The organism is Rhizobium sp. LCM 4573, assembly GCF_001854865.1.
Taxonomy (GTDB): Bacteria; Pseudomonadota; Alphaproteobacteria; order Rhizobiales; family Rhizobiaceae; genus Neorhizobium.
The window spans coordinates 503,829-528,440 of record NZ_MDDW01000001.1; the positions used below are offsets into that span (position 1 = coordinate 503,829).

Here is a 24,612-nt window from a genome sequence, read left to right on the forward strand (position 1 = left end):
TTGCGGCCGGCTTTCCTCAAAAGGACTTGAGGTTATTCAGGCCGCGCTGCGCACGTTGGAGATAACGCCGATGAGTTCGCCGACGATGCGCTCGATCTGGTCGCGATCGTCGCCCTCGGCCATCACCCGGATCAGCGGCTCGGTGCCGGAGGGACGGATCACCAGCCGGCCCTTGCCGGAAAGCTCCTGCTCCGCATCGGCGATCGCCTGCCGCACGATGATGTCCTCCAGCGGCTTGCCGCCCGCATAGCGCACGTTCTTCAGGATCTGCGGCACCGGCTCGAAGCGCCGGCAGACCTCGCTGACCGGCAGGTCGAGCCGCTTGACGCGGGCAAGGATCTGCAGGGCCGCGACGAGCCCGTCGCCGGTCGTGCCGAAATCGGACAGCACGATATGCCCGGATTGCTCGCCACCCACGTTGAAATCGTGATTGCGCATATGCTCGACGACATAACGGTCACCGACCTTGGTGCGGGCGAGCTGGAGCCCCTTCCCATCCAGGAAGCGCTCGAGGCCGAGATTGGACATGATCGTCGCCACGATGCCGTCGCCCCGCAGCTTGCCGTCCTCGGCCCAGCTTTCGGCAATCGCCGCCATGAGCTGGTCGCCATCGATGATCTCGCCGCGCTCGTCAACGATGATGACGCGGTCCGCATCTCCATCAAGGGCGATCCCGATATCGGCCCGCACCTCATGCACCTTCCTCTGYAGCGCCGAGGGGCTGGTCGAACCGCAATCGAGATTGATGTTCGTGCCGTTCGGCTCGTTGCCGATCGTCACCACGTCGGCTCCGAGTTCCCACAGAGCGAGCGGCGCCACCTTGTAGGCTGCGCCGTTGGCGCAATCGATCGCGATCCTCAGCCCATGCAGGGTGACATCGCGCGGCAGCGTGCGCTTGGCATGCTCGATGTAGCGGTAGATGTCACCCTCGACGCGCTTCGCCCGGCCRATATCTGCGGATTTGGCAAGCTGGGTGTACATATCCTTGTCGAGCAGTTCCTCGATCTGCATTTCCAGCTCGTCGGAAAGCTTGTAGCCGTCCGGGCCGAAAAGCTTGATGCCGTTATCCTCGTATGGATTATGCGAGGCCGAGATCATCACGCCCACATCGGCGCGCAACGAGCGGGTGAGCATGGCGACGGCCGGCGTCGGGATCGGCCCCAGCAGGAAGACATCGAGCCCGGCTGCGGTAAAACCCGCGACCATGGCGTTTTCGAGCATGTAGCCCGAAAGTCGGGTATCCTTGCCGATCACCACCCGATGCCGATGACTTCCGTTCCTGAAGATCGTGCCGACGGCAATCCCCACGCGCATGGCGAGATCGGGCGTCATCGGGAAAACATTGGAATGTCCGCGGATGCCGTCGGTACCGAAATAGCGACGTGTCATATAAGCTCCTTCGTCATCGCGCCCTGATGGCGCGGTCTTGGCGCATAGCCCTCGAACCGAGGCGCAGCGCTATGGCAGGCGAACCTGCAACCATAATCTCCGGCAAAGCCGGCCCATGCTCGGCTCATGCCACAGTCTGCATGTACAAGCACGTAAATTAGCGTCAAAATTGATTATATCTCGTTACCGACAGTCAAAACCGTAAGGAAAGGGCAGCAACATCTCTTTCGTCATGGTCGGGCCTGTCCCGAGCACCCGACCACGTCTGTGAAACTCTCCAAACTCAATAGTTTGGCGACATGAACAGATCCTCGGCACAAGGCCGAGGATGACGTCGCGTATGCCGAAAGGTTTTGTCAGTAAACAAAAACCGCCGCGGATCGCTCCGCGGCGGTTTTCTTGAGTGCTGCGCGGCCGGATTAATGCGGCTGGGGTTCGAGGCCGCTTTCCGGCTCGTCGCCCTTGGGCTGGCCCTTCTTGGCGCCGGCTTTCGGCACGGCCGAACCGCGCGCCGGCGGCGCATCGTCGCCGAGATCGCGGGAGGGCTTCTGGCCCTTCAGGAGCGCCTTGATTTCGTCGCCCGAAAGCGTCTCGTATTCGAGAAGGCCTTCAGCCAGCGCAACGAACTCGTCGTGCTTCTCGGTCAGGATGCGGCGTGCCTCCTGATAGGCCTCGTCGATCAGGCGCCGAACTTCGACGTCGATCTTCTGAGCGGTCGCCTCGGAGACGTTCTTCGACTGCGAAACCGAATGGCCGAGGAACACTTCCTGCTGGTTCTCGCCATAGGAGACCTGACCGAGCACGTCGGAGAAGCCCCATTGCGTGACCATGGCGCGGGCAAGCTTGGTCGCCTGCTCGATGTCCGAGGATGCGCCGGAGGTGATGTTCTCCTTGCCGAAGGTCAGTTCCTCGGCAACGCGCCCACCCATCATGATGACGAGGCGCGAGACCATCCACTTGTAGCTCATCGAATAGCGGTCGCCTTCGGGAAGCTRCATGACCATGCCGAGCGCGCGGCCGCGGGGAATGATCGTCGCCTTGTGCAGCGGATCGGCTACCGGCACATGCAAGGCCGTGATCGCGTGACCGGCCTCGTGATAGGCAGTGAGCTTCTTTTCCGCCTCGGTCATCGCCGAGGAGCGGCGCTCCGCGCCCATCATGATCTTGTCCTTGGCGTCCTCGAATTCCTGCATGGTGACGAGACGCTTGTTGCGGCGCGCCGCCATCAGGGCTGCTTCGTTCACGAGGTTCATGAGGTCGGCGCCGGAGAAGCCGGGCGTGCCGCGTGCCAGCACCTTGAGATCGACGTTCGGAGCCAGCGGCACGTTGCGCACATGCACCTTGAGAATGCGTTCGCGCCCGACGATATCCGGGTTCGGCACGACGACCTGACGGTCGAAGCGGCCGGGACGCAGAAGCGCCGGGTCGAGAACGTCCGGACGGTTGGTCGCGGCGATCAGGATGATGCCCTCGTTCGCCTCGAAACCGTCCATCTCGACCAGCAGCTGGTTGAGCGTCTGTTCGCGCTCGTCGTTACCACCGCCGAGGCCAGCGCCGCGGTGACGTCCGACGGCATCGATTTCGTCGATGAAGATAATGCAGGGCGCATTCTTCTTCGCCTGTTCGAACATGTCGCGGACGCGGGAGGCGCCGACGCCGACGAACATTTCGACGAAGTCGGAACCCGAAATGGTGAAGAAGGGAACATTGGCTTCGCCGGCAACGGAGCGGGCGAGCAGCGTCTTACCCGTGCCGGGAGGGCCGACAAGCAGCACACCGCGCGGAATACGGCCGCCAAGGCGCTGGAACTTCTGCGGATCGCGCAGGAATTCCACGATCTCTTCAAGGTCCTGCTTGGCCTCGTCGACGCCGGCGACATCCTCGAAGGTGACGCGGCCATGCGCTTCCGTCAGAAGCTTGGCCTTTGATTTGCCGAAGCCCATGGCGCCGCGCGAACCGCCCTGCATCTGCCGCATGAAGAACAGCCAGACGCCGAGGATCAGCAGCATGGGGAGAAGCGTGCCGAGATAGCTCAGGAAGCCGGAGGACCCATCGGTTTCCGGGCGCGCCACCGTGGTGACGTTCTTGGACTGCAGCCGCTCTACGAGCGCATCGTCGATGACGGGCGAATAGGTCTGGAAGCCTGCGCCGTTCTCGACATAGGTACCGAGTACGCGATTGCCGGTGATGACGACGTCGCGCACGCGGCCTGCATCAACCTCACGCAAGAATTGCGAATAAGGGATCTCGCGCGAGCTGGTCTGCGAAGGCGCCGTCTGGAACATGCTGAACAGAGCGATCAGCAGGAGGGCAATAACGGCCCAGAGGGCGAAATTACGTAAGTTTGGGTTCATCGAACTCCCCGGAACTGCGACGGCCGACTTCCGGCCACCGCCTTGCTTGCCCATAACATAGGGTTACGCCACGGCCTTGCCAAGGCAAGCGGCGGCTACGATCACCTTTTGCGTGCGGAAACCTTAACGCGCATAGGGGGAAAATCGTCGCATCTGAGCAAATACGCCAGGCGAGCCGCCAGAGTATAGTCGAACTGCGGCAAAAAACGGTCGAAAGGGGCGAGCACCGGCTGGATAACTGCCTGGTCTGCCGCCGAGATACAGGGCATCACGGCCATCGCCCGCATCGCAACCGGCGGCGGCACCTCCGGGAACAATATCGAGGCGTCCTTGCGGTCCGGCGCGGTCGGGCCGACGACGATTTCTCCGTCGCCGCGATTGGCGATACGGTAGCGGCCATCCCAGAGAGCCCGTTCTCCGGCGATGAGGTGGAGGGGCTGCAGGCCACGGTTCTCGCGGGAGAGGTAGAGCCCCTCGCGCCGACGGTCGAAGATCACTCGCCCGGCGGTGATCCGCCCTGCCCCGCTGCCGTCGAGCACGGCCATGACCCGGTCCATGCTCTCCCGGCCCGGCACATATATCCGTCCACCGAGAGCCGCCGCGAGATATCCGAGCGCATGCCGCCGGACCGCCACATCGGCCGCGAAGAAATCCGGCGCGAGATGAACGAGTACGCCGTGGTGAGCGACTGCATGATCGGCCAGAAGGCTCGCGGCCTGGTGCGAAAGCCGCGCGCGGCGTTCGGCGGCGGCATCGAGGCTTGGGAGGTCGACGGTTTCCTCCCCCGCAAGCCGCTGGCGCATTCGCACCCGTTCATAGCGAGGGTCGAGATTGCTGGGATCGTCGATCCAGCCAAACCCCTTCTCTTGAAGAAAGGCGCGGATATCGGCGCGGCACGTCCGCAAGAAGGGCCGCAGCAGCCAGAATTTCCGCTCGATGAGGACGGCCTCCGCCATGCCGGCAAGCCCCGGATCGGCCTCGTCGGCGCTGCGGGCGCCACGCATGGCCACCGTCTCGGCCTGATCGTCCAGCGTATGGCCAGTCAGGATCGCCGAGGCGCCGATCTCCTCCGCGAGCTCGGTCAGCAGGCGGTAGCGGGCCTCGCGCGCGGCTGCGGAAATCCCGCTTTTCAGCTTTTCGCCTTCCCAGCGGCGGGTGACATGCGGGATGCCCAGTTTCTCGCAAAGTGCGGCCACCTCCTGCGCCTCGCGGGCGGATTCCTCGCGCAAACCGTGGTCGATGGTCGCGGCATGAAGGGAAACGCCGTCAGCGGCGGAACGGGAAAGGGCGACAAGCAGGCCGGTGGAGTCGCTGCCGCCGGAGATCGCGACGAGCAGGTGCGCCGGCCTCTCAAGCTCCGCCAGGAAGCGGCGGATCGCGTCTTGGGGAGAAAGCGGCTGCGGGGAGGCGGTCAAATGGATGGGCCGCCGATCAACAACTCAGGCGCTTCTGCTCGCTCGTTACCTTGCCGAGCACCGAACGCGGCGCGCTCGGGTAACGCTTGCTCACCTCTTTCAGGGTGGCGCAGGCGGTTTCCTTGTTGTCGAGCGCGGCAAGCGACATGCCGAGCTTCAGAAGCATTTCGGGAGCCTTGGGGGAGCTGGCATAGGTCTGGTGGGCGTTGAGGAAGGTCTTGGCCGCCTCGTTGAACTTGCCCTGCGAATACTGGGCCTCGCCGAGCCAGAAATTGGCGTCCGCCGCGCGCGCGCCCTTCGGGTAGCTTTCTAGATAGCTGGTGAACTCACGCTCGGCGAGCTGATAGTCGCCGGAAAGCACATGGCCGTAAGCGGCCTGGTAGACGTCGTTCTCGCTGCCGAGCGATGCAGTCTGCTGCGGGTCCGGCCGTGTGCCCCCGCGCGGGTTCGACGGGCTTTCGACGCCGGGAAGGCCGGAGGAGTTGTTGGCGTTCTCGTTGCGCGTCGCGCCGACGGGATTGCCGCCCTGATCGAACTCGATCGACCCGAGCGTCGTTTCCGGCGCGCCGGTATCGGGATTGCGGCCGCTGCGTTGGCCTTGAGCTCCGCCCTGGCCTGGCTGCGGCGTCTCGATCACGCGGGCGACATCGTCTTCCTGCCTGGGCGGCTGAGCAGCCGGAGCGCGGTTGGAGGCGGTAGCGGCCGGTTTCCCGGCCGCTCCGTTCTCGCTCTTCTCCAGCTCCTGGAAGCGGAACTCATTGTCTTCCTGGGCCTTGCGTATCTGCTCCTGCATCTGCAGGAGCTGGAAGCTCATTTCCTCGATACGACCGTTGAGCTGCCGGATCTCTTCCTCGAGCTGCTGGACGCGGATGGCCGCATCCCCGCTCTGGGCGAGAATCAGCGGTTGCCCGCCCTGACGCGGCTCGGCCGCAGTCTGATTGCCGCCCTGGAAAAGTTTCGGCAGCGTGAGCGCCCCAGCCGGGCCGCTCGCCACCATGAGCCCCAGCATTGCTGCCAAGACAAGTTTCTTCATGTCGTCCGTCCTTTGATCTGCACCTGATTTGGCGCGAGAAGGAGATTTTTCCAACTGCCCCGAAAAAGCAACCAAGCCGACGATCAAAAATCCTAAGAATCAGGGCCAAACTATGGAAAAAGCAAAAAGGCGGCCCGAAGGCCGCCTTTTATTCCTCGCCGTGTGACCGAAGTTACGAACCGGCGCCGCCGAGAACGGTGACCGCGCGGCGGTTCTGCGACCAGCACGAGATGTCGTCGCAGACGGCAACCGGGCGCTCCTTGCCGTAGGAGATCGTGCGCATGCGGTTCGCCGGAACGCCGCGAGCGGCGAGATAATCGCGGGTAGCGGCCGCGCGGCGGGCGCCGAGCGCGAGGTTGTACTCGCGGGTGCCGCGTTCGTCGGCATGGCCTTCGACGGTGATCGCATAGTTCGGATAGCGGGCGAGCCACTGAGCCTGACGGTCCAGCGTCTGCTGCGCATCGGCGCGGATCGAGGTCGAGTCGGTATCGAAGAAGATGCGGTCGCCGACGTTGACGGTGAAGTCCTGCTGCGAACCGGGCGTTGCGGCGCCTGCGCCACCGAGGCCGAGATCGCCTGCGCTGTTCGGCAGGTTCTTCTTGTTGGCGCAACCCGCAAGGGCGAGCGCCAGCGTCAGCGCGATGACGGCGGGGTTGCGGGCGAGGTTCTGCATGCGGCTCATCGCCGGGGTAACGGTACGGCTCATGGCCGGTCTCTCCTTGGATCAGTATTTCAGAAGAACGGTATTTCAGAGTTGCCAGACCCTAACCGCTTTCGGTTAACCATGCTCGAACGATTATGGTTAATGATTTGGCAACACGTCCCTTAATGGCTCCTTTTTCAGGAGATTCGGGCGGGAAAGAGGCGCATCCGCGCCTCTTGTCCTTGATCCCGCCTTATTCGAGCAGCGGCGACCATGCCGGATCGGAGGCGTAGGCCGGGGTCTTGATCGCCTGCTCGTTATAGCCCGTCAGGTCGATCGAGTAGAGCTGAGGACCGCCCGCGCCCGCATTCTGCCGGAAGAACATCAGCACGCGGCCGTTCGGCGCCCAGGTCGGCCCCTCGTTGTGGAAGCCGGTCGTCAGGATGCGCTCGCCCGAACCATCCGGCTTCATCACGCCGATCGAGAACTTGCCGCCCGATTGCTTGGTGAAGGCAATGAGATCGCCGCGCGGAGACCAGACCGGCGTGGAATAGGCGCCGTCGCCGAACGAAATGCGCGTCTGGCCGGAACCGTCGGTGTTCATGACGTAAAGCTGCTGACGTCCGCCGCGATCGCTCTCGAACACGATCCGTCCGCCGTCCGGCGAATAGGAGGGCGAAGTATCGATGGCGGCGGTGTTGGTGAGGCGCGTGGTCGTGCGCGACCGCAGGTCCATCGTGTAGATGTTGGAATTGCCTTCCTGCTGAAGGCTCATGATCACCTTCTGGCCATCCGGCGAGAAGCGCGGAGAGAAGGTCATGCCGGGGAAATTGCCGACCACTTCGCGCTGCCCCGTCTCGAGCTGCAGAAGATAGACGCGCGGCTGATTGCCCTCGAAGGACATGTAGGTGACTTCCTGCCGGTTCGGCGAGAAGCGCGGCGTCAGCACGATGTCGTTCGTGTTGGTGAGCATGCGGACATTGAAGCCGTCCTGATCCATGATCGCGAGCTGGCGCTTGCGGGCGGTCTTCGGGCCGCTTTCGGAAACGAAGACGACGCGGGTGTCGAAATAGCCGTCCTCGCCGGTGATCTGCTTGTAGATCGCGTCGGCGATGATATGCGCCACGCGACGCCAGTTCTCCGGCTGGGTATAGAACTGCTGGCCGGTCATCTGCTGGCCGGCGAAAGTGTCCCACAGGCGGAATTCGGCGCGCAGGCGTCCGTCGCCCTCACGCGTCACGCGGCCGGTGACGAGCGCCTGGGCATTGATGACCTTCCAGTCTTCGAAACGCGGCTGCTGGTCCGGGTTGGATATCTTTTCGATGAAGGCCGTCTTGTTGATAGGCGCAAAAAGGCCGGAGCGCTGCAGATCGGCGGCGATCACCTGGGAGATCTGGGCGCCAAGCTCGTTGCCCGAAAGGAGATCGGTGATCGCGATCGGCAGCGGCTCGACATTGCCTTTGTTGATATTGATTTCCACGCGCGCAACCGCTGGTGTGGAGAACATCATCGCCATCCCCGCAAACGCGATCATGAGGCGGATGAAGGAGCGTTTCATCATGAGTTCAAGCCTTTCAGCTACTCGAATTAAAGCAATCCGCTGGGGTCGAAGTTGATGACAACTTCGCTCCAGGTGTCGTATTTTTCCGGAGGGAGGTTCTTGAACGGGCTCGAGCGCATGACGGCCCTGACTACGCTCCCTTCAACCATTCTGCGCGCGGCATCCGAGGTGCCACCGTTCGTCTTGACCTGCGGCCGGCCGACGATGGCACCCGCCTCATCGAGCTGCATCGTTACGGTAACGATCATGCCTTCCACCCCCTCGACACCCGCGACGAGGGACCAATTCTTCTCCACCTGTCCCTTAAGCGCATCCAATTCGGTCTGAGAAAGCGTGGAACCGCCCGTCGTCTTCTTGCCGCCAAGCGCCGCCTGCTGCTGCGAACGCTTTGCCCCGCCATTCGCGGGCGCCTGCTTGTTCAGCAGCGCGGCGATCTCGTCGGCGTTGAAGTCGCTTTCCTTGGAGGAGGATGCCTTGGCCACTTCCTGCTTCTTGTCGGCGATCTTCTTGTCGCTCGGTTTCTCTGCCGCCTTGGGCGTTTCGGGTTTCTTCTCCGGCGGCTTCTCGGCGGGCTTGGCCTGCTCCTTCGGAGGCTCGGGCTTCGGCCGCATGGCCGGCACCGGCACACTGTCGGGCAGCGGCATCTGCTCTTCCGGCTGGGCGGCCGTTTCCGGCTGCGGACTGGGCTCGGTCACCGGAGTAGGCGGCGTCACCTCAGGTTTCGGCTGAGGCAAGGAGGCAACCTCTTGCGGCGGAGGCGCCGTATCTTCCTTGGCGATTTCGGTGGATGCGGTCGGTTTGTCATCGACCACCGGCGCGGGCGTTTCCTGCTTGGCGGGAGCTGCCGCGGACTCGTTGTCGCTCGGCTTGGCCGTCGGCATCGGCGGCGCCTTGATATCCACGTCGTTGTCGCCGAAGTTCTCGGCATTTTCCACCGGATCGGGCCTCGTCGTCGGCACCGGTGCCGCTCTCTCGGCCTTGGGCGCATTCTTGTCGCCCTGCTGGATCTGGCTGAACTCCTCGATCGGCACGAGGTCGACCGGCAATGATTCCGAATAGGAAACGTCAAGCGGCTCCGGCGCGCCAAGCGATACCAGCGCGAAGGTCAGCGCCGTCGCATGGATGATCGCGGATGTGGTAAGGCTCGCCTTCATTGCCGTTTATCGGTTTTCCTGCCGTTGCTGCGTAACGAGGCCGATATTCTTGTATCCGGCCCCCTGGATGCGGGCCATGACATCGGCGACGATGCCATAGGCGGACGTGGAATCGGCGCGCACGAAGATCCGCTCGGAATAACCGGTGGTGGAGATCGCCTGCAGCTTGGCGGTGATCTCGTCGGCCGTCACCGGCGTTTCCTGCAGATGGATCTGACCATTGGCGTTGACGGAGATGGTGATCGGCTGCGTTTCCGAATTGAGTGCGGAAGCCTGCGTCTGAGGCAGATCGACCGGAACGCCGACCGTCATCATCGGGGCCGCCACCATGAAGATGATGAGCAACACGAGCATGACGTCGACCAGCGGCGTCACGTTGATTTCGCTGACGGGACCGTGCTTGCGTCCGCGACGCCTGCGGCCACCGCCGCCCGATGCGTTTGCACCTCCTGCCGACATACCCATGGACGTTACTCCGGCTTACTGCGCCGCCTGGCGCGTCTGCAGCTTTTCATCGATCTGGCGCGACAGGATGGCGGAAAATTCGTCCGCGAAACCTTCCATCCGCGCCGAGAGCTTGCCCGCGTCGGCGGTGAACTTGTTGTACGCGACGACAGCGGGAATAGCCGCAACGAGGCCGATCGCGGTGGCAAGCAGCGCCTCGGCGATACCCGGCGCGACAACCGCGAGATTGGTGGACTGCGAACCGGCAATTGCCTGGAACGAAGTCATGATACCGACGACCGTTCCGAAAAGGCCGATGAAGGGCCCGGCGGAACCGATGGTGGCGAGCGAACCGAGGCGCGCCTCGTAGCCCTCGCTTTCGCGGGCCATGGTGACATCCATCGCCCGGTCGATACGCATCTGAAGGCCGATTGGCGAACGCGCGCCGCGCTCGAAGCTCTTCTTCCACTCGCGCATGGCCGCGACGAAGATCGCCGCCAATCCGCCGTTCTGGCGGTCCGAGAGTGTCCTGTAGAGCTCTTCCAGCGACTGTCCCGACCAGAAGACCTGTTCAAACTGGTCGAACTGACGACGCGCCTTGTTGAAGCTGAGATACTTGTCGATCACGATCGCCCAGGTCCAGACGGATGCGCCAAGCAACCCGATCATGACCAGTTTGACGACGAGACCCGCCTGCATGAACAGCGCCCACAAGCTGACATCATGCGTCGCTGCGGCCAAACCTACCTGTTCCATCTATTCAACATCCCCGAATCCAAACGCCCGGCCTTGAGACCGGGCGGGTTCAAAAGCGCGCTCGCGAAAGACGCCTTACCGTAACCGCTGAATGCGCTCTCTACCCATAGGTGCCCTGAGCTTTCAGCTTGGCTTCTCGCCTTCAATTTTGGTCAAAGGAAGGCGTGCATCGCACAAATCCTTTGCGAGTGATTCCATTTATCCGGAATCGCTCTAGTGACGATTAAGACATCATTATCGTTAAGAATGCGTTACAGGAGGCGAGTCTATCTACTTGGGATGACTCAGGAACTTCTCCGCGACACTTTCTGGAAGACGGCGCGGGCGCCCGTGCTTGTTGATGACGGCAATGATCACCTTGGCTGCGATGAGCAGCGTACCGTTCCGGCGTATCTCCTGGCTTAGTACCATCTTCGCGCCTCCCGCCTTCTCCGTGACGGTCTCGATCGTCAGAATATCGTCCATCCGAGCCGGCTGCTTGAAGTCGATTTCCATGCGGTGGACGACGAAAACGAGCCCCTCCTCATCCGCCGACAAGAGCGTACTCTGCTCGCATCCCAGGCAACGGAGATAGTCGGTCCGGCCGCGTTCCAGAAAGTGCAGATAGCGGGCGTGATAGACCAGGCCCGAGAAATCCGTGTCTTCATAATAGACCCGCTGGGCGAGCCTGTGGCCCATTTCCGTCAATTCGCCAGACAATAAAAAACTGTGTTCGTTCATGCGCTTGCCTTGGAAAATCCTCATTGCTCACTGGATAATCGTGGAACGCTGACCCAGTATTGAAAGCCTGTCACACTTCCTCCCTATCAGGAAAATTGGCGAAAACCAGTGGAGACGAATTTCATGAAGATAGCAGTCCTGGGCGGCGACGGTTTCGTCGGCTGGCCGACATCGCTTCACCTCTCCGAGGCCGGCCATGAGGTGCATATCCTCGACAACCTCTCCCGCCGCTGGATCGATACCGAGCTCGGCGTGCAATCGCTGACCCCCATGGACAGCATCCAGGAACGCACCCGTGTCTGGCATGCGGAAACCGGCAGGCGCATCCATTTCCATCTTATCGATCTCGCCAAGGACTACGAGCTGCTCAAGGGCTGGCTCRCAAAACACCGCCCGGACGCCATCATCCATTTCGCCGAACAGCGCGCCGCGCCCTACTCGATGAAGAGCGACCGGCACAAGAACTACACGGTCAACAATAACGTCAACGCCACGCACAATCTGTTGAACGCGCTGGTGGAACTCGAACTCGATGCGCATCTGGTGCATCTCGGCACCATGGGCGTCTACGGTTACTCGACGGTCGGCGCTGCCATCCCCGAAGGCTATCTGCCGGTCGGGATCGAGACCGCCGATGGCCGCACCGTCTCCCAGGAGATTCTCTATCCGGCCAATCCCGGCTCGATCTACCACATGACCAAATGCCTGGATCAGCTCCTCTTCCAGTTCTACGCGAAGAACGATGGATTGAGGATTACCGACCTGCACCAGGGCATCGTCTGGGGCACCCATACCGAGCAGACCCGCCGCCACCCGCAATTGATCAATAGATTCGATTATGACGGGGATTACGGGACTGTCTTGAATCGTTTTCTCATCCAGGCGGCGATCGGTTATCCGCTGACCGTGCACGGCACCGGCGGGCAGACCCGCGCCTTCATCCACATCCAAGATTCGGTCCGCTGCATCGAAATCGCGCTCAACAACCCGCCGGCGCGCGGCAGCCGGGCGGAAATCTTCAACCAGATGACGGAGACCCACCGCGTGCGCGATCTGGCGGAAATGGTCGCCAGGATGACCGGCTCGCAGATCGCCTGGCTGCCGAACCCGCGCAAGGAAGCGCCGGAAAACGAGCTGGTCGTGAAGAACGAAAAGTTTCTCGGCCTCGGCCTCGAGCCGATCACGCTCGGCGAGGGCCTGCTCGGCGAGATCGTCGACGTTGCGAAGAAGTTCGCCTATCGCGTTGACAGGACTCGCGTTCCGGCCGTTTCCGCCTGGACGAGGGACATCGCCGCCAAGATCGAGCACGATCCGGAAGGCAAGCGGTTGAAGTCGGTCTCATGAAATCAGGAGTGCATTAATGGAGCACTGGCGGCTCGCCAACCTCCCGTCATCCCTGTGCTTGTCACAGGGCTCCAGCGGCGCCATGTCCATGGCGCAGAACACTCGAGAAAATAGAGCTTTCATTCACGGCGCAAACGCGCCGTGGCTGGATTCCTGTGACAAGCACAGGAATGACGGAGGATGTGGAGAGCACCACACGCCATGACCAATGCCTTCGTCACCCTTGTCACCAATGCCGATTACGCGATGGGAGCCACCGCGCTTGCCCATTCGCTTCGCCTGACGGGAACGATGGCGGAAATTGTCGTGCTGCATACCGGCGGGGTAACGCATTCGGAACTCGCGCCGCTCGATGCGCTGGGCTGCCGGCTGGTGGAGGTCGGCCATCTGCCGCTCTCCGATGACTTCAACGAGCGCCACACCCGCCGCAACCTGCATAGCGCCGCCCCCTTCACCAAGGGCCGCAAGCCGGATTTCCACACGCCGCTCGACAATTTCTGCAAGCTCAGGCTTTGGCAGCTCATCGAATACGAGACTTGCGTCTTCATCGATGCCGACGCGCTGGTGCTGAGAAACGTCGACAAGCTCTTCCGCTATCCGGAATTTTCCGCCGCGCCGAACGTCTATGAAAGCCTTGCGGATTTCCACCGGCTGAATTCCGGCGTTTTCGTTGCGAAGCCCTCCACCGAGACCTTCGACCGGATGCTGGCGGCGCTCGACCAGCCGGAGGCCTTCTGGCGGCGCACCGACCAGACCTTTCTCGAAAGCTTCTTTCCGGACTGGCACGGCCTGCCGGTATTCATGAACATGCTGCAATATGTATGGTTCAATCTGCCGGAACTCTGGGACTGGAACAGCGTTTGCATCCTCCACTACCAGTATGAAAAGCCTTGGGAAAAGGATCATCCTAAGATGGAGCGGTTGCGGCCCCTGATCGACCTCTGGCATTCCGTCCATGACGGTGCCAGCCTCCCAGATCTTTCCAGCATGCCGAAACCGAAGCCAAGCCCATGAAGGCGCTGGTTTCCGGCGGAACCGGTCTTGTCGGCCGCTATATCGTGGAGGGCCTGCTGACGAGCGGCTATCGCGTGATTGTGGGCGGGCGGCGCCCGCCGCCGGGCGGCTGGTTTTCACAGCCGGTCGGCTTCGTCCCCCTCTTGCTCGATCCCGAGGCCGACCAGATCGAGGCCTTCGACGATGCCTATTTCTTCATCCACGCCGCCTTCGATCATGTGCCGAGAAAATACCGCGGGGGCGAAGGCGATGACCCCGATCGGTTTCGCAAGCTGAACCTCGACGGCACCGTGCGCCTCTTCGAGACGGCGCGGAAAGCCGGCACGCGGCGCGCGGTCTTCCTCTCGAGCCGGGCCGTCTATGATGGCCTTCCGGCAGGCACCGCGCTGACTGAAGACCTCGCCCTTGAGCCGCAAAGCCTTTACGGCGAGATCAAGCTGCTCGGTGAGACGGCGCTTGCCGCCCTCTCCGCGCCCGGCTTTGCGACGGCCAGCCTGCGGCTCACGGGCGTCTATGGCCATTTCACGCCCAACAAATGGGATGGCCTCTTTGCCGATTATCTGGCGGGAAAACCGGTTCCCCCGCGCGCCGGAACCGAAGTGCACGGGCACGATGTCGCCTCCGCCGTGCGGCTGATGCTGGAAGCGGAAGCCGGCAGGATCGACCGGCAGGCCTTCAACGTCTCGGACATTCTGGTGGATACGCGCGATATCCTTTCCGCCCTGCCCGACCGGCCGCATGAACTGCCGTCGGCGGCCGATCGCGGCGCGATCAATCTCATGTCGACGGATAAGATAGAAACGATCGGCTGGCGCCCCGGAGGCGAAGACCTCTTCCGTGAAACCATCCGCGAGATCGCCGCCGCTTTCAGCCCGACCGGCTGAACCGTCGCATCCGCGCCTCGTCCTTCGCCTTTTCCATGGCCTGCCTGTGCTCTTCCGCCCAGGCCTTCCCGGCATCCCCTCCCCAGAGCAGCCAGGCGATATAACCGGTGGAAGGGTCTTCCTCGTTTCCGAAATTCTCAGCCCGGCTCTCGCTCTTCTGGCGCTTGAAGTAACGGATCATGCGCCGCATCGTCTGCTCGGAAAGCGGTCTGCGGTTCTTGAGATCGCGCGCCCTAGCAATTGCTGCCATCGTGCCTCCCCGCCGAAACTGGGTGCGGAGCTTCAACCCCTTCTCGGCAGCCACGGCCACCTCTGGCGGCGGGACACGGCTGGGATATTCTTCAGCCTTCTCGATATGTTGCATGAGGTTTCTCCTTCTGCAGGAGAACCGGAAACCCCTCGCGATGTTCCGAAAATCAGGGGTTCAGGTTGAGATCGCCGTCGCGCCAGACGAGATGGCGGGGGCTCGGCGGCAGGCTTTCGATCTCTTCCGCTATGAAATAGGGCGGTATGTCGAGCGCCCGGAGCGACGCGACCGTCGCCGGCACCCATTTGAATTCCAGCTCGTGCTCGTCCTGAACCCGATGGACGATGTCGTGGGACCGGAATGGAAAATGTGCCGGCACTTCCATCAGGTAATAAAGGCCTAGCTCGTGCCACTCGCGCTCCTCGTAATGGAAGAAATTCTCGACCACCCAGAGAAGCTGCCCTATCCCCACCTCGACGCCAAGTTCCTCGACCATCTCGCGCCGGAGCGTCTCCTCGGAGGTCTCGCCGATTTCCGCCCGGCCACCCGGAAAGGTCCAGAACGTCTCATGCACCGCCCGGTGCACCAGCACATGCCCATCGCGAAAACCGAGACCAGCCACCCGCATCTGGAAAACGCACTTCGGCTTGGTCTCGATGCGGATACGGGTGCGGCTCATGTGATTCAGCCGAGTTCGATGAACACGATTTCCGGAGGCGACCCGAAGCGAATGGGCAGGCCGGAACAGCCAAGGCCGCCGGAAACGATGATGTTGCGGCCATCCTCCTGCACATGTCCGTAAACATAGCGGTCGCCATATCGCGAGGGCACGACGGGCGCATAGCCGAACAGCCGCACCTGTCCCCCGTGGGTATGGCCCGAAAGGGTGAGCGAGACGCGATCGGGAACCTGCGGAAAGATGTCCGGCTCATGTGCCATAAGAATGATCGGCGCGTCATCGGTCACTTGCGCCAGCGTGCCCGGAAGATCGTGCAGCCCCACCTGATCTCTCGGATGGCCGGGCCTGTAGTAAAAGGCAAGCTGGTCCTCCAGACCGGCAAGCCAGAACGGGCGTCCGTCCTTCTCAAGCCGAACGGCACTGTTGCTGTAGACCGGAATTCCTACGGCCTCCAGCGCCGCCCGGGTAAATGGTATTCCGCCGGCGGCCAGTTGCACCGCCGCGTCCTCTCCCCAATCGTGATTGCCGAGCACTGCATGGACCCCGAGCGGCGCCTTCAGGGTGGCTAATACCCCTGCCCATACCGCAGGCTCCACCCGACCGGTGGAAAGGCGCATGCCGGAGATGTAATCCCCCAGAAGCAGAATGACGTCCGGTTCGAGATCGTTCGCCGTCCGGCAGAATTTGGCGATACGATCCGCGGGCATCCACGGCTCACAGGCGTGAATATCGGCCAGCACCACGACCCGCAGTTTCAGGCCCGGCGTCCAGCCCGGCGGGTTCAAGGCATAGCGCGTAACATTGAGGCGAACGAATGGTTCGGCGAAGGCGTAGCCACCAAGCGCCAGCATCGCCGCGAAGCTGCCGCCGACTCTTTTGAAGAGCCCCCGCCGCGTAATCACTCATTCGTCCTCTGTGAACAAACGAAACTGTGCCGCCTCGAGGTCCTTCGGCGGCTGGAGACCCAGATGTTTCCAGGCATTTGCGGTCAAAACACGGCCGCGCGGCGTGCGCTGGATGAAACCCTGCTGGATCATGTAGGGTTCTATGATGTCCTCGATGGCGTCCCGCGGCTCGGAAAGCCCGGCCGCGATCGTCTCGATGCCCACCGGCCCACCGCCGAAATTCATGGCGATCATGCTGAGATAGCGCCGGTCGAGCTGGTCGAGCCCCATATTGTCGACGAGCAGGCGGTTGAGCGCCTCGTCGGCAATCTCGCGCGTGACCGCCTCGGCGCGCGCCACCTCGGCAAAATCGCGCACACGGCGCAAGAGGCGCCCGGCGATACGCGGCGTGCCGCGTGCGCGCCTTGCCACCTCGCGAGCACCGTCGTCCGTCATCGGCAGGTTCATGAGCCGCGCCCCTCGCCGGACGATCAGCTCCAGTTCCTCAACGGTATAGAAGCTGAGCCGCACCGGTATGCCGAACCGGTCGCGCAACGGCGTCGTGAGGAGGCCGAGCCGGGTGGTCGCGGCGACCAGCGTGAACTTCGAAAGGTCGATCTTGACGGAGCGCGCCGCCGGCCCCTCGCCGATGATGAGATCGAGCTGGAAATCCTCCATGGCCGGATAGAGGATTTCCTCCACCGCCGGATTGAGCCGGTGGATTTCGTCGATGAAGAGCACGTCGCGCTCCTCGAGATTGGTGAGCAGCGCCGCCAGATCGCCGGCCTTGGCGATCACCGGGCCGGAGGTCGAGCGGAAATTGACGCCGAGTTCCTTGGCCATGATCTGCGCAAGCGTCGTCTTGCCCAGCCCCGGCGGCCCAACGAAGAGAACGTGATCCAGCGCCTCACCGCGATTCTTCGCCGCCTCGATGAAGATTTTCAGGTTGGCGCGCGCCTCCGCCTGGCCGGTGAAATCGTCCAGCGTCTGCGGCCGCAGCGTCGTATCCAGGTCTTCGCCACGCTTTTCCGGCGTTATCAGGCGGGCGGGTTCATTCATTGCGACATTTCCGTTTGAAACTCGACTTGTTCAATACACGACATGGACGGATTTGGGCAGCGGCAAAGGCAGCTATCGCGCCAGCTCCTTCAGCCCCAGCCGGATAAGCTTGGCGCTATCGGCCTCCTCTCCCCCGTTCTTCAACGCGGCGGCAACGGCATTGGCGGCCTGGTCGCGCGAATAGCCGAGATTGGTGAGCGCCGAGACGGCATCCGCGACAGGCGCGGAGGCCACACCTTCGCCAAGCTCCTGCTTGATGCCGATATTGGCAGCGGCCTCCCCCGCAAAAGCAGGCGCCTTGTTCTTGAGTTCGGTGACGATACGCACTGCAACCTTCGGACCGACCCCCGGCGCGCGGGTGACCGTCGTTTTGTCCTGAAGAGCAATGGCGTTGGCGAGTTCGGAAGGCGTCAGCGTCGAGAGCACGGCGAGCGCCACCTTGGCGCCCACCCCCTGCACGCTCTGCAGGAGGTTGAACCATTCGCGCTCCAGAGCCGAAGCGAAACCGAAGAGCTTGAGCTGGTCCTCGCGCACATAGGTCTCGATGAATAGCACCACCGCCTCGCCTACCGAACCGACCTTCGAAAGCGTGCGCCCCGAGCAGAAGGCTTCGTAACAGACGCCATGCACGTCCACGAGCAGGTAATCCTCGCCGATCTCGTCGATGGTGCCTTTGAGCTTGCCGATCATCTGGTCTGTTCCTTCATAGGGTGAGTTTCCGGCGTGATCAGCTCGACCATGGGGAAATAATTGCGGTATCCGGAAGGATCGCGTGTGAGGATCGGGTATCCTCGGATGGCCGCATGGGCACCGATCAGGAAATCCGGAAGCACCCGCTCCTTTCTGCCCCCTCCCGCCCGATAAAGCCGGAACGCCTGCGCTGCCGCGAACGCAGCCGGCCAGGGCAAACCTTCCCGCAAAAATTCGGTTTCGGGAAGCAGCGCCTCCACCTCGTCGGGATCGTCGTAGCGATAGGAGAATTCGGAATAGATGATCTGGTTTATGATAACGGCACCGCGCCCGGCCGCAGCGAACAGCTGATTGAGCGACCATGAATGCCAGTTTGGGTCGCGAACGGCGACATCGACCAGCACATTCGTATCGACAAGCGTCGCCACCGGTTAATCACGATCCCGCGTGATGCGCATCAACGCGTCCGCATCCACGGCCTGATCGCCGGTTCCCTCCACCCTGCGAAGCGCCTGCATGAAACGATCGAGCCGCTGCCGGTCGGCCTCCATGCGCCGATCCACTTTCGGAACGATGGTAATCTTCCCGCCTTCCATAGCAAAGACTACCTCGCTATTGGCTTCAATCCCGGCGAGTTCGCGCAGATCACGGGGTATCGTCACTTGGCCTTTCGATGTCACTCGCATCACGCCCTCCGTAACACGAGTAAGAAATATCCTTACATCAAGAACAAGTCAAGAACAAACTAACCGGCAAGCACTGCCCGCATTCGCTGGCCACCCCTGTGATGAGCGTGGCAGATGGCGATGGCCAAAGCGTCGGCCGCGTCGTTGCCGGTAAATGTCGCCTTCGGCATCAGGATCTTCAGCATCATATGGATCTGCTGCTTCTCCCCATGGCCGACGCCGATCACCGACTTCTTCACCGCGTTCGGAGCGTATTCGGAAACCGGCAACCCGGCACGCGCCGGCACCAGCATGGCAATCCCCCTCGCCTGGCCGAGCTTGAGCGTGGCGACGGCATCCTTGTTGACGAAAGTCTGCTCCACCGCCGCCTCGTCCGGCCGGTAGGCGTGCACCACCTCGGCAAGGCCGTCGTGGAGTTGGCAGAGGCGAGAGGCGAGGTCCATGTCGCCATCGGAAGTGACGGTTCCCGACGCCAGGAACCGCAAGCTGTTGCCGAGCGTCTCGATAATGCCCCAGCCGGTGCGCCGGAGGCCCGGATCGATGCCGATGATGCGAATCGTCTCTGTCATGCCTCACCCTACCTTTCGGCTCCGGCAAGTGCCACGAGAATGTGAACAAAACAAAAACGGGGCATGTGCCTGGTCTAGGTTAACCGGCTGTTAAGTTTTCGGCCAAGGTTTCGGGGAGAACGGTCCTCTTCGATGCAACGGCCTCTTCCTTTCCGCGTTCCGCTTCGACGAAATGCGGGCCCGAGACGCCAGGAGAGCCGACCATGCTGAAGGATCGCGAAAACATCGAGATCGAAGTGCAGAATCTGCGTAGCGTCGTCAGCGCGCTGGATGCGGGCCTGCGCCGCCTCGCCACCGGCGATCTCTCCCATGTCATCGAAACGCCCTTTCCGAGAGCCTACGAAGGGCTTCGCAACGATTTCAACCGAAGCCTGCGCATGATCGCGGGCAGCATGGAGGCGGTGGCGGAAAGATCCGATCTGCTGCGCGATGCCTCACGCGAACTGCGTCAGGAGCTGGAAGGCCGGGCCGATACGAGAGCCGCCCAGGCGTCTATGCTGACCAAAGCCTCCGCCGAAGCGAGCGAACTCGCTCTCACCGCCGGACGGCAGAGGACCCAGGCGGAGCATGCTGGCGCGATCGTCCATAATGCGCGGCTCGACATGCGCGAGCCCCGGCAGGCCTGCGAGGCTTCCGTTGCGGCGCTCGGCAGCGTCGATGAAGCATCGTTCGATCTGATGCCGCTGGCCGATGCGCTTGAGCAGATCGCCGGTGAAGCCGGGAAACTGGCATTAAGGGCAGGAAACGAGGCCACCGGCGAGGAACTTCGCGCGCTGGCCGAAGGCTTTGCAGCCACGGCAGGCATGCTCTCGGCGGTGGCGGCGAAGTCGGCGCAAGCGGCAAACTTTGCCCGAGATTGCGTCGAGCGGACAGGCCGCGAGATCGCTGCCATCTCCCTCTATGTCGATGCCCTGGACGAGCATGTCCGCGATCTTGCGACGGGCGCGGGCATCGAGGCCGACGCGGCTTCCGCCTTGCAGACCGACCTTTCCGAGCTCGCCAGGGCAAGCCGCCAGAGCAATGCCGGCGAACACGCGCTGCGGATGATCCTGGACCGGATGGATCGGGAGATCGCTGCAATCGGCCAGCAGGCCGGCCGGTATATTCCCATCACCGTCTTGCCGCCGCAGCCTCCGGCACCATCGCGTCCGGGCTCCCATCTGCGCCTCGTGAAATCATGAGCGGCGGCCTCAGGCAAGCCTGATTTCGGTGTTTCACCGAGGGGTCGTATTTCGCCGGCGAGTGCCTACATGAGGGAAGAACCTTCCTACCCTCAACCTGCCTCACTGGACGTGCCGATGCTTCCCTTCTCCATTCTCGATCTTTCACCGATCGGTGAAGACCATTCCGTGCGCGATGCCCTCGAACAGTCCCGCCGCATGGCGATCAAGGCCGAAGAAGAGGGTTATAAGCGCGTGTGGCTTGCCGAGCATCACGGCATGCCGGGCATCGCCAGTGCAGCGACTTCGCTCGTCATCGCCCATGTCGGTGCTGCCACGAAGACAATCCGCGTCGGCTCCGGCGGCATCATGCTGCCGAACCATTCGCCGCTGGTGGTCGCCGAGCAATTCGGCACGCTGGAAGCCCTTCTGCCCGGTCGCGTCGATCTCGGTCTCGGCCGGGCTCCGGGAACCGACATGCGCACCGCTCATGCCCTGCGCCGCAACCTGGAATCCGGCGCCGAAAATTTCCCGCATGATATCGTCGAATTGCAGCGCCTTCTCGGGGCACCGGAAGAAAACCAGCCCATCCTGGCCGTGCCCGGAATGAACAGCCAAGTTCCGATCTGGCTCCTGGGCTCGAGCCTCTACAGCGCCCACCTCGCAGCCGCTCTCGGCCTGCCCTACGCCTTCGCCTCGCATTTCGCACCGGACATGCTGATCGATGCCATCTCCATCTATCGCGACCGCTTCCAGCCCTCCGCCTCGCTGGACAAGCCCTATGTCATGGTGGGCGTGATGGGTGCTGCGGCGGAAACGGATACCGAAGCCAACCGGCTCTTCACTTCGTCGCAGCAGCAGTTCGTGAACCTGCGCAAGAACATTCGCACGCGGTTCCCGAAACCCGTCGACAGCATGGAAGACCTCTGGACGCCGATGGAGAAGCTGAGCGTCGAGCATACGCTTCGCTATGCCGCGGTGGGTTCGATTTCCACGATCGAGGCGAAGCTCACGGATTTCCTCAAGGAAACGGAAGCCGACGAACTCATCATTTCGATGCCGATCCATGACATCGAGGCCCGGCTGCGCTCGGTAGAGCTGTTTGCGACGCTGCCGATGATGGAGAAGACTCCACCCTCCCCTTGAGGGGGAGGGTCGGCACGTAGTGCCGGGGTGGGGTGAACGTCCGGAGACGCCAAAATTCACCCCCACCCATCGCTTCGCGATGACCTCCCCCTCGAGGGGGAGGTGGAGTGCCTCAAGCCGAAAGCTTGGCCATGACTTCGTCCGAGACCTCGAAGTTCGAATAGACGTTCTGCACGTCGTCGTCGTCCTCGAGATTGTCGATGAGCTTCATCAGCGACTGGGCCTTTTCCTCGTCCACTTCGATGGTGTTCTGCGGCTTCCAGATCGCCTTGACCGTTTCGGCCTCGCCGAGCGTGGCTTCAAGCGCCTTGGAGACTTCGCCGAGGTTTTCGAAGCCGCAGATGATGGTGTGGCCGTCCTCGTCGGAGGTCACGTCGTCCGCACCCGCCTCGATCGCCGCTTCCATCACCTTGTCGGCATCGCCGGCGCTTGCCTTGTAGGTAATCTCGCCCACATGGTCGAAGGAGAAGGAAACCGATCCGGTTTCCCCGAGCGCACCGCCCGCCTTGGAAAAGATCGAACGGACGTTGGAAGCCGTGCGGTTGCGGTTGTCGGTCAGCGCCTCGACGATGACGGCCGTGCCACCCGGACCGTAGCCCTCGTAGCGGACCGCATCATAGGTCTCGGCATCTGCGCCGGACGCCTTCTTGATGGCGCGATCGATATTATCCTTCGGCATGGACTGCGCCTTGGCGTTCTGAACCGCCAGACGCAAAGCCGCATTCATGGCCGGGTCGGGCAGACCCGCCTTTGCCGCCACGGTGATTTCGCGCGCGAGCTTGGAGAACAGCTTGGACCGGATCGAATCCTGACGACCCTTGCGGTGCATGATGTTCTTGAACTGTGAATGGCCAGCCATGGCACCCCTGATGTTTTAGCTTCGGCTTGTTTGGGAATGGGCGCCTTATAATTTCGAAGGGCTGCCCGTTCAAGGGCATTCGATGCTTTTGCTGCCAGGGCGAAGRCAAACACCGTTGGTCGTCAAAGGCCCTGCGGCACCATGATGGTCGGCTTCCTGGGCAGCGTGCGCAGCGAGACGCGAAGCGTGCGCTCGCTCGCATGGGTGATGTCGAACCGGCCGTCGAACATCGAGAGGAAGCGGTCGAGCGGCGGTCCCCAGCGATGCATGGGCAGGATGAGCGCCGAGCGCAGCCGCTGCACGACCCGGCTCATGCTGTCCGCACCCATGGTAAGCCCGCCGTCGACCGGCACCATAAGGACGTCCAGCCGGCCGATCTCGGTATAGTGATCGTCGGTCAATTCGTGATGCAGGTGTCCGAGATGGCCGATGCAGAGTCCGGCGATCTCGAAGATGAAGATCGAGTTGCCGTTCTCCTCGAAATCGCCGCCCCACGAGCGGATATCGGTGGTGACGTTGCGGATATAGGCATCGCCCACCGTCACGTTATGCTTTGCCATTTCTCCCGGCACGTCGCTCCATCCATGCAGCACATGCTCGATTTCGGGATCGGGATTGAGGGTGTAATGGGTCGAATGCGCCTTGTTCATCGTCACCACGTCGGGAAGACGGTCGGGCTGGTGAACGCCGCTGTAATCCGTGGCGATCCCGATGCCGCCGGGGGACTCGATGAAATAGGTGGAGTGGCCGACGAAGGTGATCCTCACCTCCTCCCTGGCCGAGAGCGCATCACCATTTTTTGCTTGAGCGAGCAGTAGGTCTGCAGGTTTGAGGCTCGCGAAGGTGACGCCGGGAAGCTTCTGCGCGATCGCATGGCACTGGCTGACGGGCGCGTCCTGCGCGCTGGCCGACGCGGCGGAGAGAAGAAGAAAGCCGGAAAATGCGAATGCGACGGTCCGCAGCATCATGCCACCCTCAAGTCCATTCAACGGCCAAGAAGATGCGGCAATGCGAAAACCCGGTCCAGCCGGATTTCGCCGGCCGGGCCTCACTTTTCCGTCATTTCAGCGGTGGCGCGGGGGCCGCGCAGGCTATCAGTTCCAGAAGTCCGGAATGCTCTCCGAAAGCCTCGGCCCGATCCGAAGCGGCGCGATCTTTTCGGCAAGACCCGTCGCGTCCGAAATCTCGATGCCGAGGCCRCAGAGAGTGGCCGGACCGGTCGCGGCTTCGAAACGTCCCTTCGGCATCTTCGAGATGAAGCGGTTGAGCGGCTCTTCCTTGTCCATGCCGAGGGAAGAGTCGTAATCACCGCACATGCCCGCATCGGTCATGTAGCCCGTGCCGCCGTTCAGGATCTGGCAATCGGCGGTCGGCACATGCGTGTGCGTTCCCACCACCAGGCTCGCGCGGCCGTCGACGAAATGCCCGAAGCATTGCTTCTCGCTTGTGGCTTCCGCATGGAAATCGAATACGATGGCATCCGCCTGTTCCTTCAAGGGACAGGCCGCGAGGATCGCTTCGGCTGCCTTGAAGGGATCGTCGAGTTCGGGATGCATGAAGACCCGTCCCATGATGTTGGCGACCAGCACGCGGGCGCCGTTGCGGGCATAATAGATGCCCGAGCCCCTGCCCGGCGTTCCGGCCGGATAGTTCGCCGGCCGCAGGAACTGGTCGTGCCGTTCGGAAAAGGAGACTGCCTCCTTCTGGTCCCAGACATGATTGCCGGTCGTCACCACGTCGGCGCCGGCATTGACCGTCTCGAGGAAGATTTCCTCGGTAATGCCGAAACCGCCCGCGGCGTTCTCGCCGTTGACGATGACAAAGTCCAGCTTAAGGTCGGAGACGAGGCCTGGCAGCTTTTCCCAGACCGCCGTACGGCCGGTCTTGCCCACCATGTCCCCTAGGAACAAAAGACGCATATC

Annotated in this window: 26 protein-coding genes; 5 read left to right on the forward strand and 21 right to left on the reverse strand. The window is 62.4% G+C overall.

The window, feature by feature from the left end:
• Positions 1-36: 36 nt before the first annotated feature.
• From glmM to ybgC, 10 genes are all read right to left on the reverse strand, one after another.
• A complete protein-coding gene (glmM, locus tag LCM4573_RS02600) occupies positions 37-1,389 on the reverse strand; it encodes a phosphoglucosamine mutase (RefSeq protein ID WP_071004260.1) in 1,353 nt (450 codons plus the stop codon).
• 419 nt (positions 1,390-1,808) lie between these two features.
• Positions 1,809-3,743 (reverse strand): ATP-dependent zinc metalloprotease FtsH, encoded by a 1,935-nt coding sequence (gene ftsH / locus LCM4573_RS02605; protein WP_071004261.1) that lies wholly within the window; start codon positions 3,741-3,743, stop codon positions 1,809-1,811.
• A gap of 101 nt (positions 3,744-3,844) precedes the next feature.
• Positions 3,845-5,158, reverse strand: coding sequence for a tRNA lysidine(34) synthetase TilS (gene tilS, locus LCM4573_RS02610; RefSeq protein WP_244505210.1), 1,314 nt, complete (start codon positions 5,156-5,158; stop codon positions 3,845-3,847).
• 16 nt (positions 5,159-5,174) lie between these two features.
• The gene (ybgF, locus tag LCM4573_RS02615; protein WP_071004263.1) at positions 5,175-6,191 is read right to left on the reverse strand and encodes a tol-pal system protein YbgF; all 1,017 of its coding nucleotides are present in this window, start codon (positions 6,189-6,191) and stop codon (positions 5,175-5,177) included.
• 172 nt (positions 6,192-6,363) lie between these two features.
• Positions 6,364-6,897 (reverse strand): peptidoglycan-associated lipoprotein Pal, encoded by a 534-nt coding sequence (gene pal / locus LCM4573_RS02620; RefSeq protein ID WP_071004264.1) that lies wholly within the window; start codon positions 6,895-6,897, stop codon positions 6,364-6,366.
• Between the two features lie 190 nt (positions 6,898-7,087).
• Positions 7,088-8,395: a Tol-Pal system beta propeller repeat protein TolB gene (gene tolB, locus LCM4573_RS02625; protein WP_071004265.1), complete on the reverse strand. Its 1,308-nt coding sequence runs from the start codon at positions 8,393-8,395 to the stop codon at positions 7,088-7,090.
• Between the two features lie 26 nt (positions 8,396-8,421).
• Entirely contained in the window at positions 8,422-9,549 is a 1,128-nt protein-coding gene (locus tag LCM4573_RS02630; protein ID WP_071004266.1) for a hypothetical protein, read from the reverse strand.
• A gap of 6 nt (positions 9,550-9,555) precedes the next feature.
• The gene (tolR, locus tag LCM4573_RS02635) at positions 9,556-10,014 is read right to left on the reverse strand and encodes a protein TolR (RefSeq protein ID WP_071004267.1); all 459 of its coding nucleotides are present in this window, start codon (positions 10,012-10,014) and stop codon (positions 9,556-9,558) included.
• A gap of 15 nt (positions 10,015-10,029) precedes the next feature.
• Positions 10,030-10,749 (reverse strand): protein TolQ, encoded by a 720-nt coding sequence (tolQ, locus tag LCM4573_RS02640; RefSeq protein ID WP_071004268.1) that lies wholly within the window; start codon positions 10,747-10,749, stop codon positions 10,030-10,032.
• A gap of 270 nt (positions 10,750-11,019) precedes the next feature.
• Complete coding sequence (ybgC, locus tag LCM4573_RS02645; protein WP_071005144.1) at positions 11,020-11,469, reverse strand: tol-pal system-associated acyl-CoA thioesterase; 450 nt, start codon at positions 11,467-11,469, stop codon at positions 11,020-11,022.
• 123 nt (positions 11,470-11,592) lie between these two features.
• Between ybgC and LCM4573_RS02650 the strand changes: the two genes are divergently transcribed.
• From LCM4573_RS02650 to LCM4573_RS02660, 3 genes are all read left to right on the forward strand, one after another.
• Complete coding sequence (locus LCM4573_RS02650; protein ID WP_071005145.1) at positions 11,593-12,813, forward strand: NAD-dependent epimerase/dehydratase family protein; 1,221 nt, start codon at positions 11,593-11,595, stop codon at positions 12,811-12,813.
• 201 nt (positions 12,814-13,014) lie between these two features.
• Positions 13,015-13,827, forward strand: coding sequence for a glycosyltransferase (locus tag LCM4573_RS02655; protein WP_244505211.1), 813 nt, complete (start codon positions 13,015-13,017; stop codon positions 13,825-13,827).
• Positions 13,824-14,711 (forward strand): NAD(P)-dependent oxidoreductase, encoded by an 888-nt coding sequence (locus LCM4573_RS02660; protein ID WP_071004270.1) that lies wholly within the window; start codon positions 13,824-13,826, stop codon positions 14,709-14,711. The genes LCM4573_RS02655 and LCM4573_RS02660 overlap by 4 nt, the downstream gene beginning before the upstream one ends.
• Here the strand turns inward: LCM4573_RS02660 and LCM4573_RS02665 are convergent.
• The 8 genes from LCM4573_RS02665 to ruvC all read right to left on the reverse strand — a co-directional run bounded on the left by LCM4573_RS02665 (position 14,695) and on the right by ruvC (position 19,525).
• Complete coding sequence (locus tag LCM4573_RS02665; RefSeq protein WP_083347281.1) at positions 14,695-15,075, reverse strand: hypothetical protein; 381 nt, start codon at positions 15,073-15,075, stop codon at positions 14,695-14,697. The genes LCM4573_RS02660 and LCM4573_RS02665 overlap by 17 nt on opposite strands.
• Positions 15,076-15,127: 52 nt before the next feature.
• The gene (locus tag LCM4573_RS02670) at positions 15,128-15,637 is read right to left on the reverse strand and encodes an NUDIX hydrolase (RefSeq protein ID WP_071004271.1); all 510 of its coding nucleotides are present in this window, start codon (positions 15,635-15,637) and stop codon (positions 15,128-15,130) included.
• A gap of 5 nt (positions 15,638-15,642) precedes the next feature.
• Positions 15,643-16,539, reverse strand: a complete 897-nt coding sequence (locus LCM4573_RS02675) for a metallophosphoesterase (RefSeq protein WP_071004272.1) — start codon at positions 16,537-16,539, stop codon at positions 15,643-15,645.
• Positions 16,540-17,580 carry a Holliday junction branch migration DNA helicase RuvB gene (gene ruvB, locus LCM4573_RS02680; RefSeq protein WP_071004273.1) on the reverse strand — a complete coding sequence of 347 codons (1,041 nt, stop codon included), beginning with the start codon at positions 17,578-17,580 and terminating at the stop codon, positions 16,540-16,542. It lies immediately after the preceding gene.
• 72 nt (positions 17,581-17,652) lie between these two features.
• Complete coding sequence (ruvA, locus tag LCM4573_RS02685) at positions 17,653-18,270, reverse strand: Holliday junction branch migration protein RuvA (protein ID WP_071004274.1); 618 nt, start codon at positions 18,268-18,270, stop codon at positions 17,653-17,655.
• Complete coding sequence (locus LCM4573_RS02690) at positions 18,267-18,698, reverse strand: type II toxin-antitoxin system VapC family toxin (protein ID WP_071004275.1); 432 nt, start codon at positions 18,696-18,698, stop codon at positions 18,267-18,269. Before LCM4573_RS02690 ends, ruvA begins: the two co-directional genes overlap by 4 nt.
• Before the next feature lie 3 nt (positions 18,699-18,701).
• Positions 18,702-18,956, reverse strand: coding sequence for an AbrB/MazE/SpoVT family DNA-binding domain-containing protein (locus LCM4573_RS02695; RefSeq protein WP_071004276.1), 255 nt, complete (start codon positions 18,954-18,956; stop codon positions 18,702-18,704).
• 59 nt (positions 18,957-19,015) lie between these two features.
• A complete protein-coding gene (ruvC, locus tag LCM4573_RS02700; RefSeq protein WP_071004277.1) occupies positions 19,016-19,525 on the reverse strand; it encodes a crossover junction endodeoxyribonuclease RuvC in 510 nt (169 codons plus the stop codon).
• Positions 19,526-19,728: 203 nt separating this feature from the next.
• Between ruvC and LCM4573_RS02705 the strand changes: the two genes are divergently transcribed.
• Together LCM4573_RS02705 and LCM4573_RS02710 are read left to right on the forward strand one after the other, a co-directional pair.
• Entirely contained in the window at positions 19,729-20,706 is a 978-nt protein-coding gene (locus LCM4573_RS02705; protein ID WP_071004278.1) for a methyl-accepting chemotaxis protein, read from the forward strand.
• A gap of 117 nt (positions 20,707-20,823) precedes the next feature.
• On the forward strand, positions 20,824-21,831 hold the full coding sequence (locus LCM4573_RS02710) for an LLM class flavin-dependent oxidoreductase (protein ID WP_071005147.1): 1,008 nt from the start codon (positions 20,824-20,826) through the stop codon (positions 21,829-21,831).
• A 112-nt stretch (positions 21,832-21,943) separates the two neighbouring features.
• Here LCM4573_RS02710 and LCM4573_RS02715 read toward each other — a convergent pair whose 3' ends face one another.
• The 3 genes from LCM4573_RS02715 to LCM4573_RS02725 form a co-directional block, all read right to left on the reverse strand.
• A complete protein-coding gene (locus LCM4573_RS02715) occupies positions 21,944-22,690 on the reverse strand; it encodes a YebC/PmpR family DNA-binding transcriptional regulator (protein ID WP_071004279.1) in 747 nt (248 codons plus the stop codon).
• A 122-nt stretch (positions 22,691-22,812) separates the two neighbouring features.
• Positions 22,813-23,658: an MBL fold metallo-hydrolase gene (locus LCM4573_RS02720; RefSeq protein WP_071004280.1), complete on the reverse strand. Its 846-nt coding sequence runs from the start codon at positions 23,656-23,658 to the stop codon at positions 22,813-22,815.
• 126 nt (positions 23,659-23,784) lie between these two features.
• Positions 23,785-24,609 (reverse strand): TIGR00282 family metallophosphoesterase, encoded by an 825-nt coding sequence (locus LCM4573_RS02725; RefSeq protein ID WP_071004281.1) that lies wholly within the window; start codon positions 24,607-24,609, stop codon positions 23,785-23,787.
• Positions 24,610-24,612: the final 3 nt, after the last annotated feature.

Excerpts from the sequence above, each read along its gene's own strand:
- LCM4573_RS02715 (WP_071004279.1), bottom strand. The coding sequence starts at position 22,690 with ATGGCTGGCCATTCACAGTTCAAGAACATCATGCACCGCAAGGGTCGT.
- LCM4573_RS02705 (WP_071004278.1), top strand. The coding sequence starts at position 19,729 with ATGCTGAAGGATCGCGAAAACATCGAGATCGAAGTGCAGAATCTGCGT.
- LCM4573_RS02710 (WP_071005147.1), top strand. The coding sequence starts at position 20,824 with ATGCTTCCCTTCTCCATTCTCGATCTTTCACCGATCGGTGAAGACCAT.
- LCM4573_RS02655 (WP_244505211.1), top strand. The coding sequence starts at position 13,015 with ATGACCAATGCCTTCGTCACCCTTGTCACCAATGCCGATTACGCGATG.
- ybgF (WP_071004263.1), bottom strand. The coding sequence starts at position 6,191 with ATGAAGAAACTTGTCTTGGCAGCAATGCTGGGGCTCATGGTGGCGAGC.
- pal (WP_071004264.1), bottom strand. The coding sequence starts at position 6,897 with ATGAGCCGTACCGTTACCCCGGCGATGAGCCGCATGCAGAACCTCGCC.
- ybgC (WP_071005144.1), bottom strand. The coding sequence starts at position 11,469 with ATGAACGAACACAGTTTTTTATTGTCTGGCGAATTGACGGAAATGGGC.
- LCM4573_RS02670 (WP_071004271.1), bottom strand. The coding sequence starts at position 15,637 with ATGAGCCGCACCCGTATCCGCATCGAGACCAAGCCGAAGTGCGTTTTC.
- LCM4573_RS02695 (WP_071004276.1), bottom strand. The coding sequence starts at position 18,956 with ATGCGAGTGACATCGAAAGGCCAAGTGACGATACCCCGTGATCTGCGC.
- LCM4573_RS02720 (WP_071004280.1), bottom strand. The coding sequence starts at position 23,658 with ATGATGCTGCGGACCGTCGCATTCGCATTTTCCGGCTTTCTTCTTCTC.
- LCM4573_RS02630 (WP_071004266.1), bottom strand. The coding sequence starts at position 9,549 with ATGAAGGCGAGCCTTACCACATCCGCGATCATCCATGCGACGGCGCTG.
- tolR (WP_071004267.1), bottom strand. The coding sequence starts at position 10,014 with ATGGGTATGTCGGCAGGAGGTGCAAACGCATCGGGCGGCGGTGGCCGC.
- LCM4573_RS02665 (WP_083347281.1), bottom strand. The coding sequence starts at position 15,075 with ATGCAACATATCGAGAAGGCTGAAGAATATCCCAGCCGTGTCCCGCCG.
- LCM4573_RS02660 (WP_071004270.1), top strand. The coding sequence starts at position 13,824 with ATGAAGGCGCTGGTTTCCGGCGGAACCGGTCTTGTCGGCCGCTATATC.
- tolQ (WP_071004268.1), bottom strand. The coding sequence starts at position 10,749 with ATGGAACAGGTAGGTTTGGCCGCAGCGACGCATGATGTCAGCTTGTGG.
- ruvA (WP_071004274.1), bottom strand. The coding sequence starts at position 18,270 with ATGATCGGCAAGCTCAAAGGCACCATCGACGAGATCGGCGAGGATTAC.
- ruvC (WP_071004277.1), bottom strand. The coding sequence starts at position 19,525 with ATGACAGAGACGATTCGCATCATCGGCATCGATCCGGGCCTCCGGCGC.
- ruvB (WP_071004273.1), bottom strand. The coding sequence starts at position 17,580 with ATGAATGAACCCGCCCGCCTGATAACGCCGGAAAAGCGTGGCGAAGAC.
- tolB (WP_071004265.1), bottom strand. The coding sequence starts at position 8,395 with ATGATGAAACGCTCCTTCATCCGCCTCATGATCGCGTTTGCGGGGATG.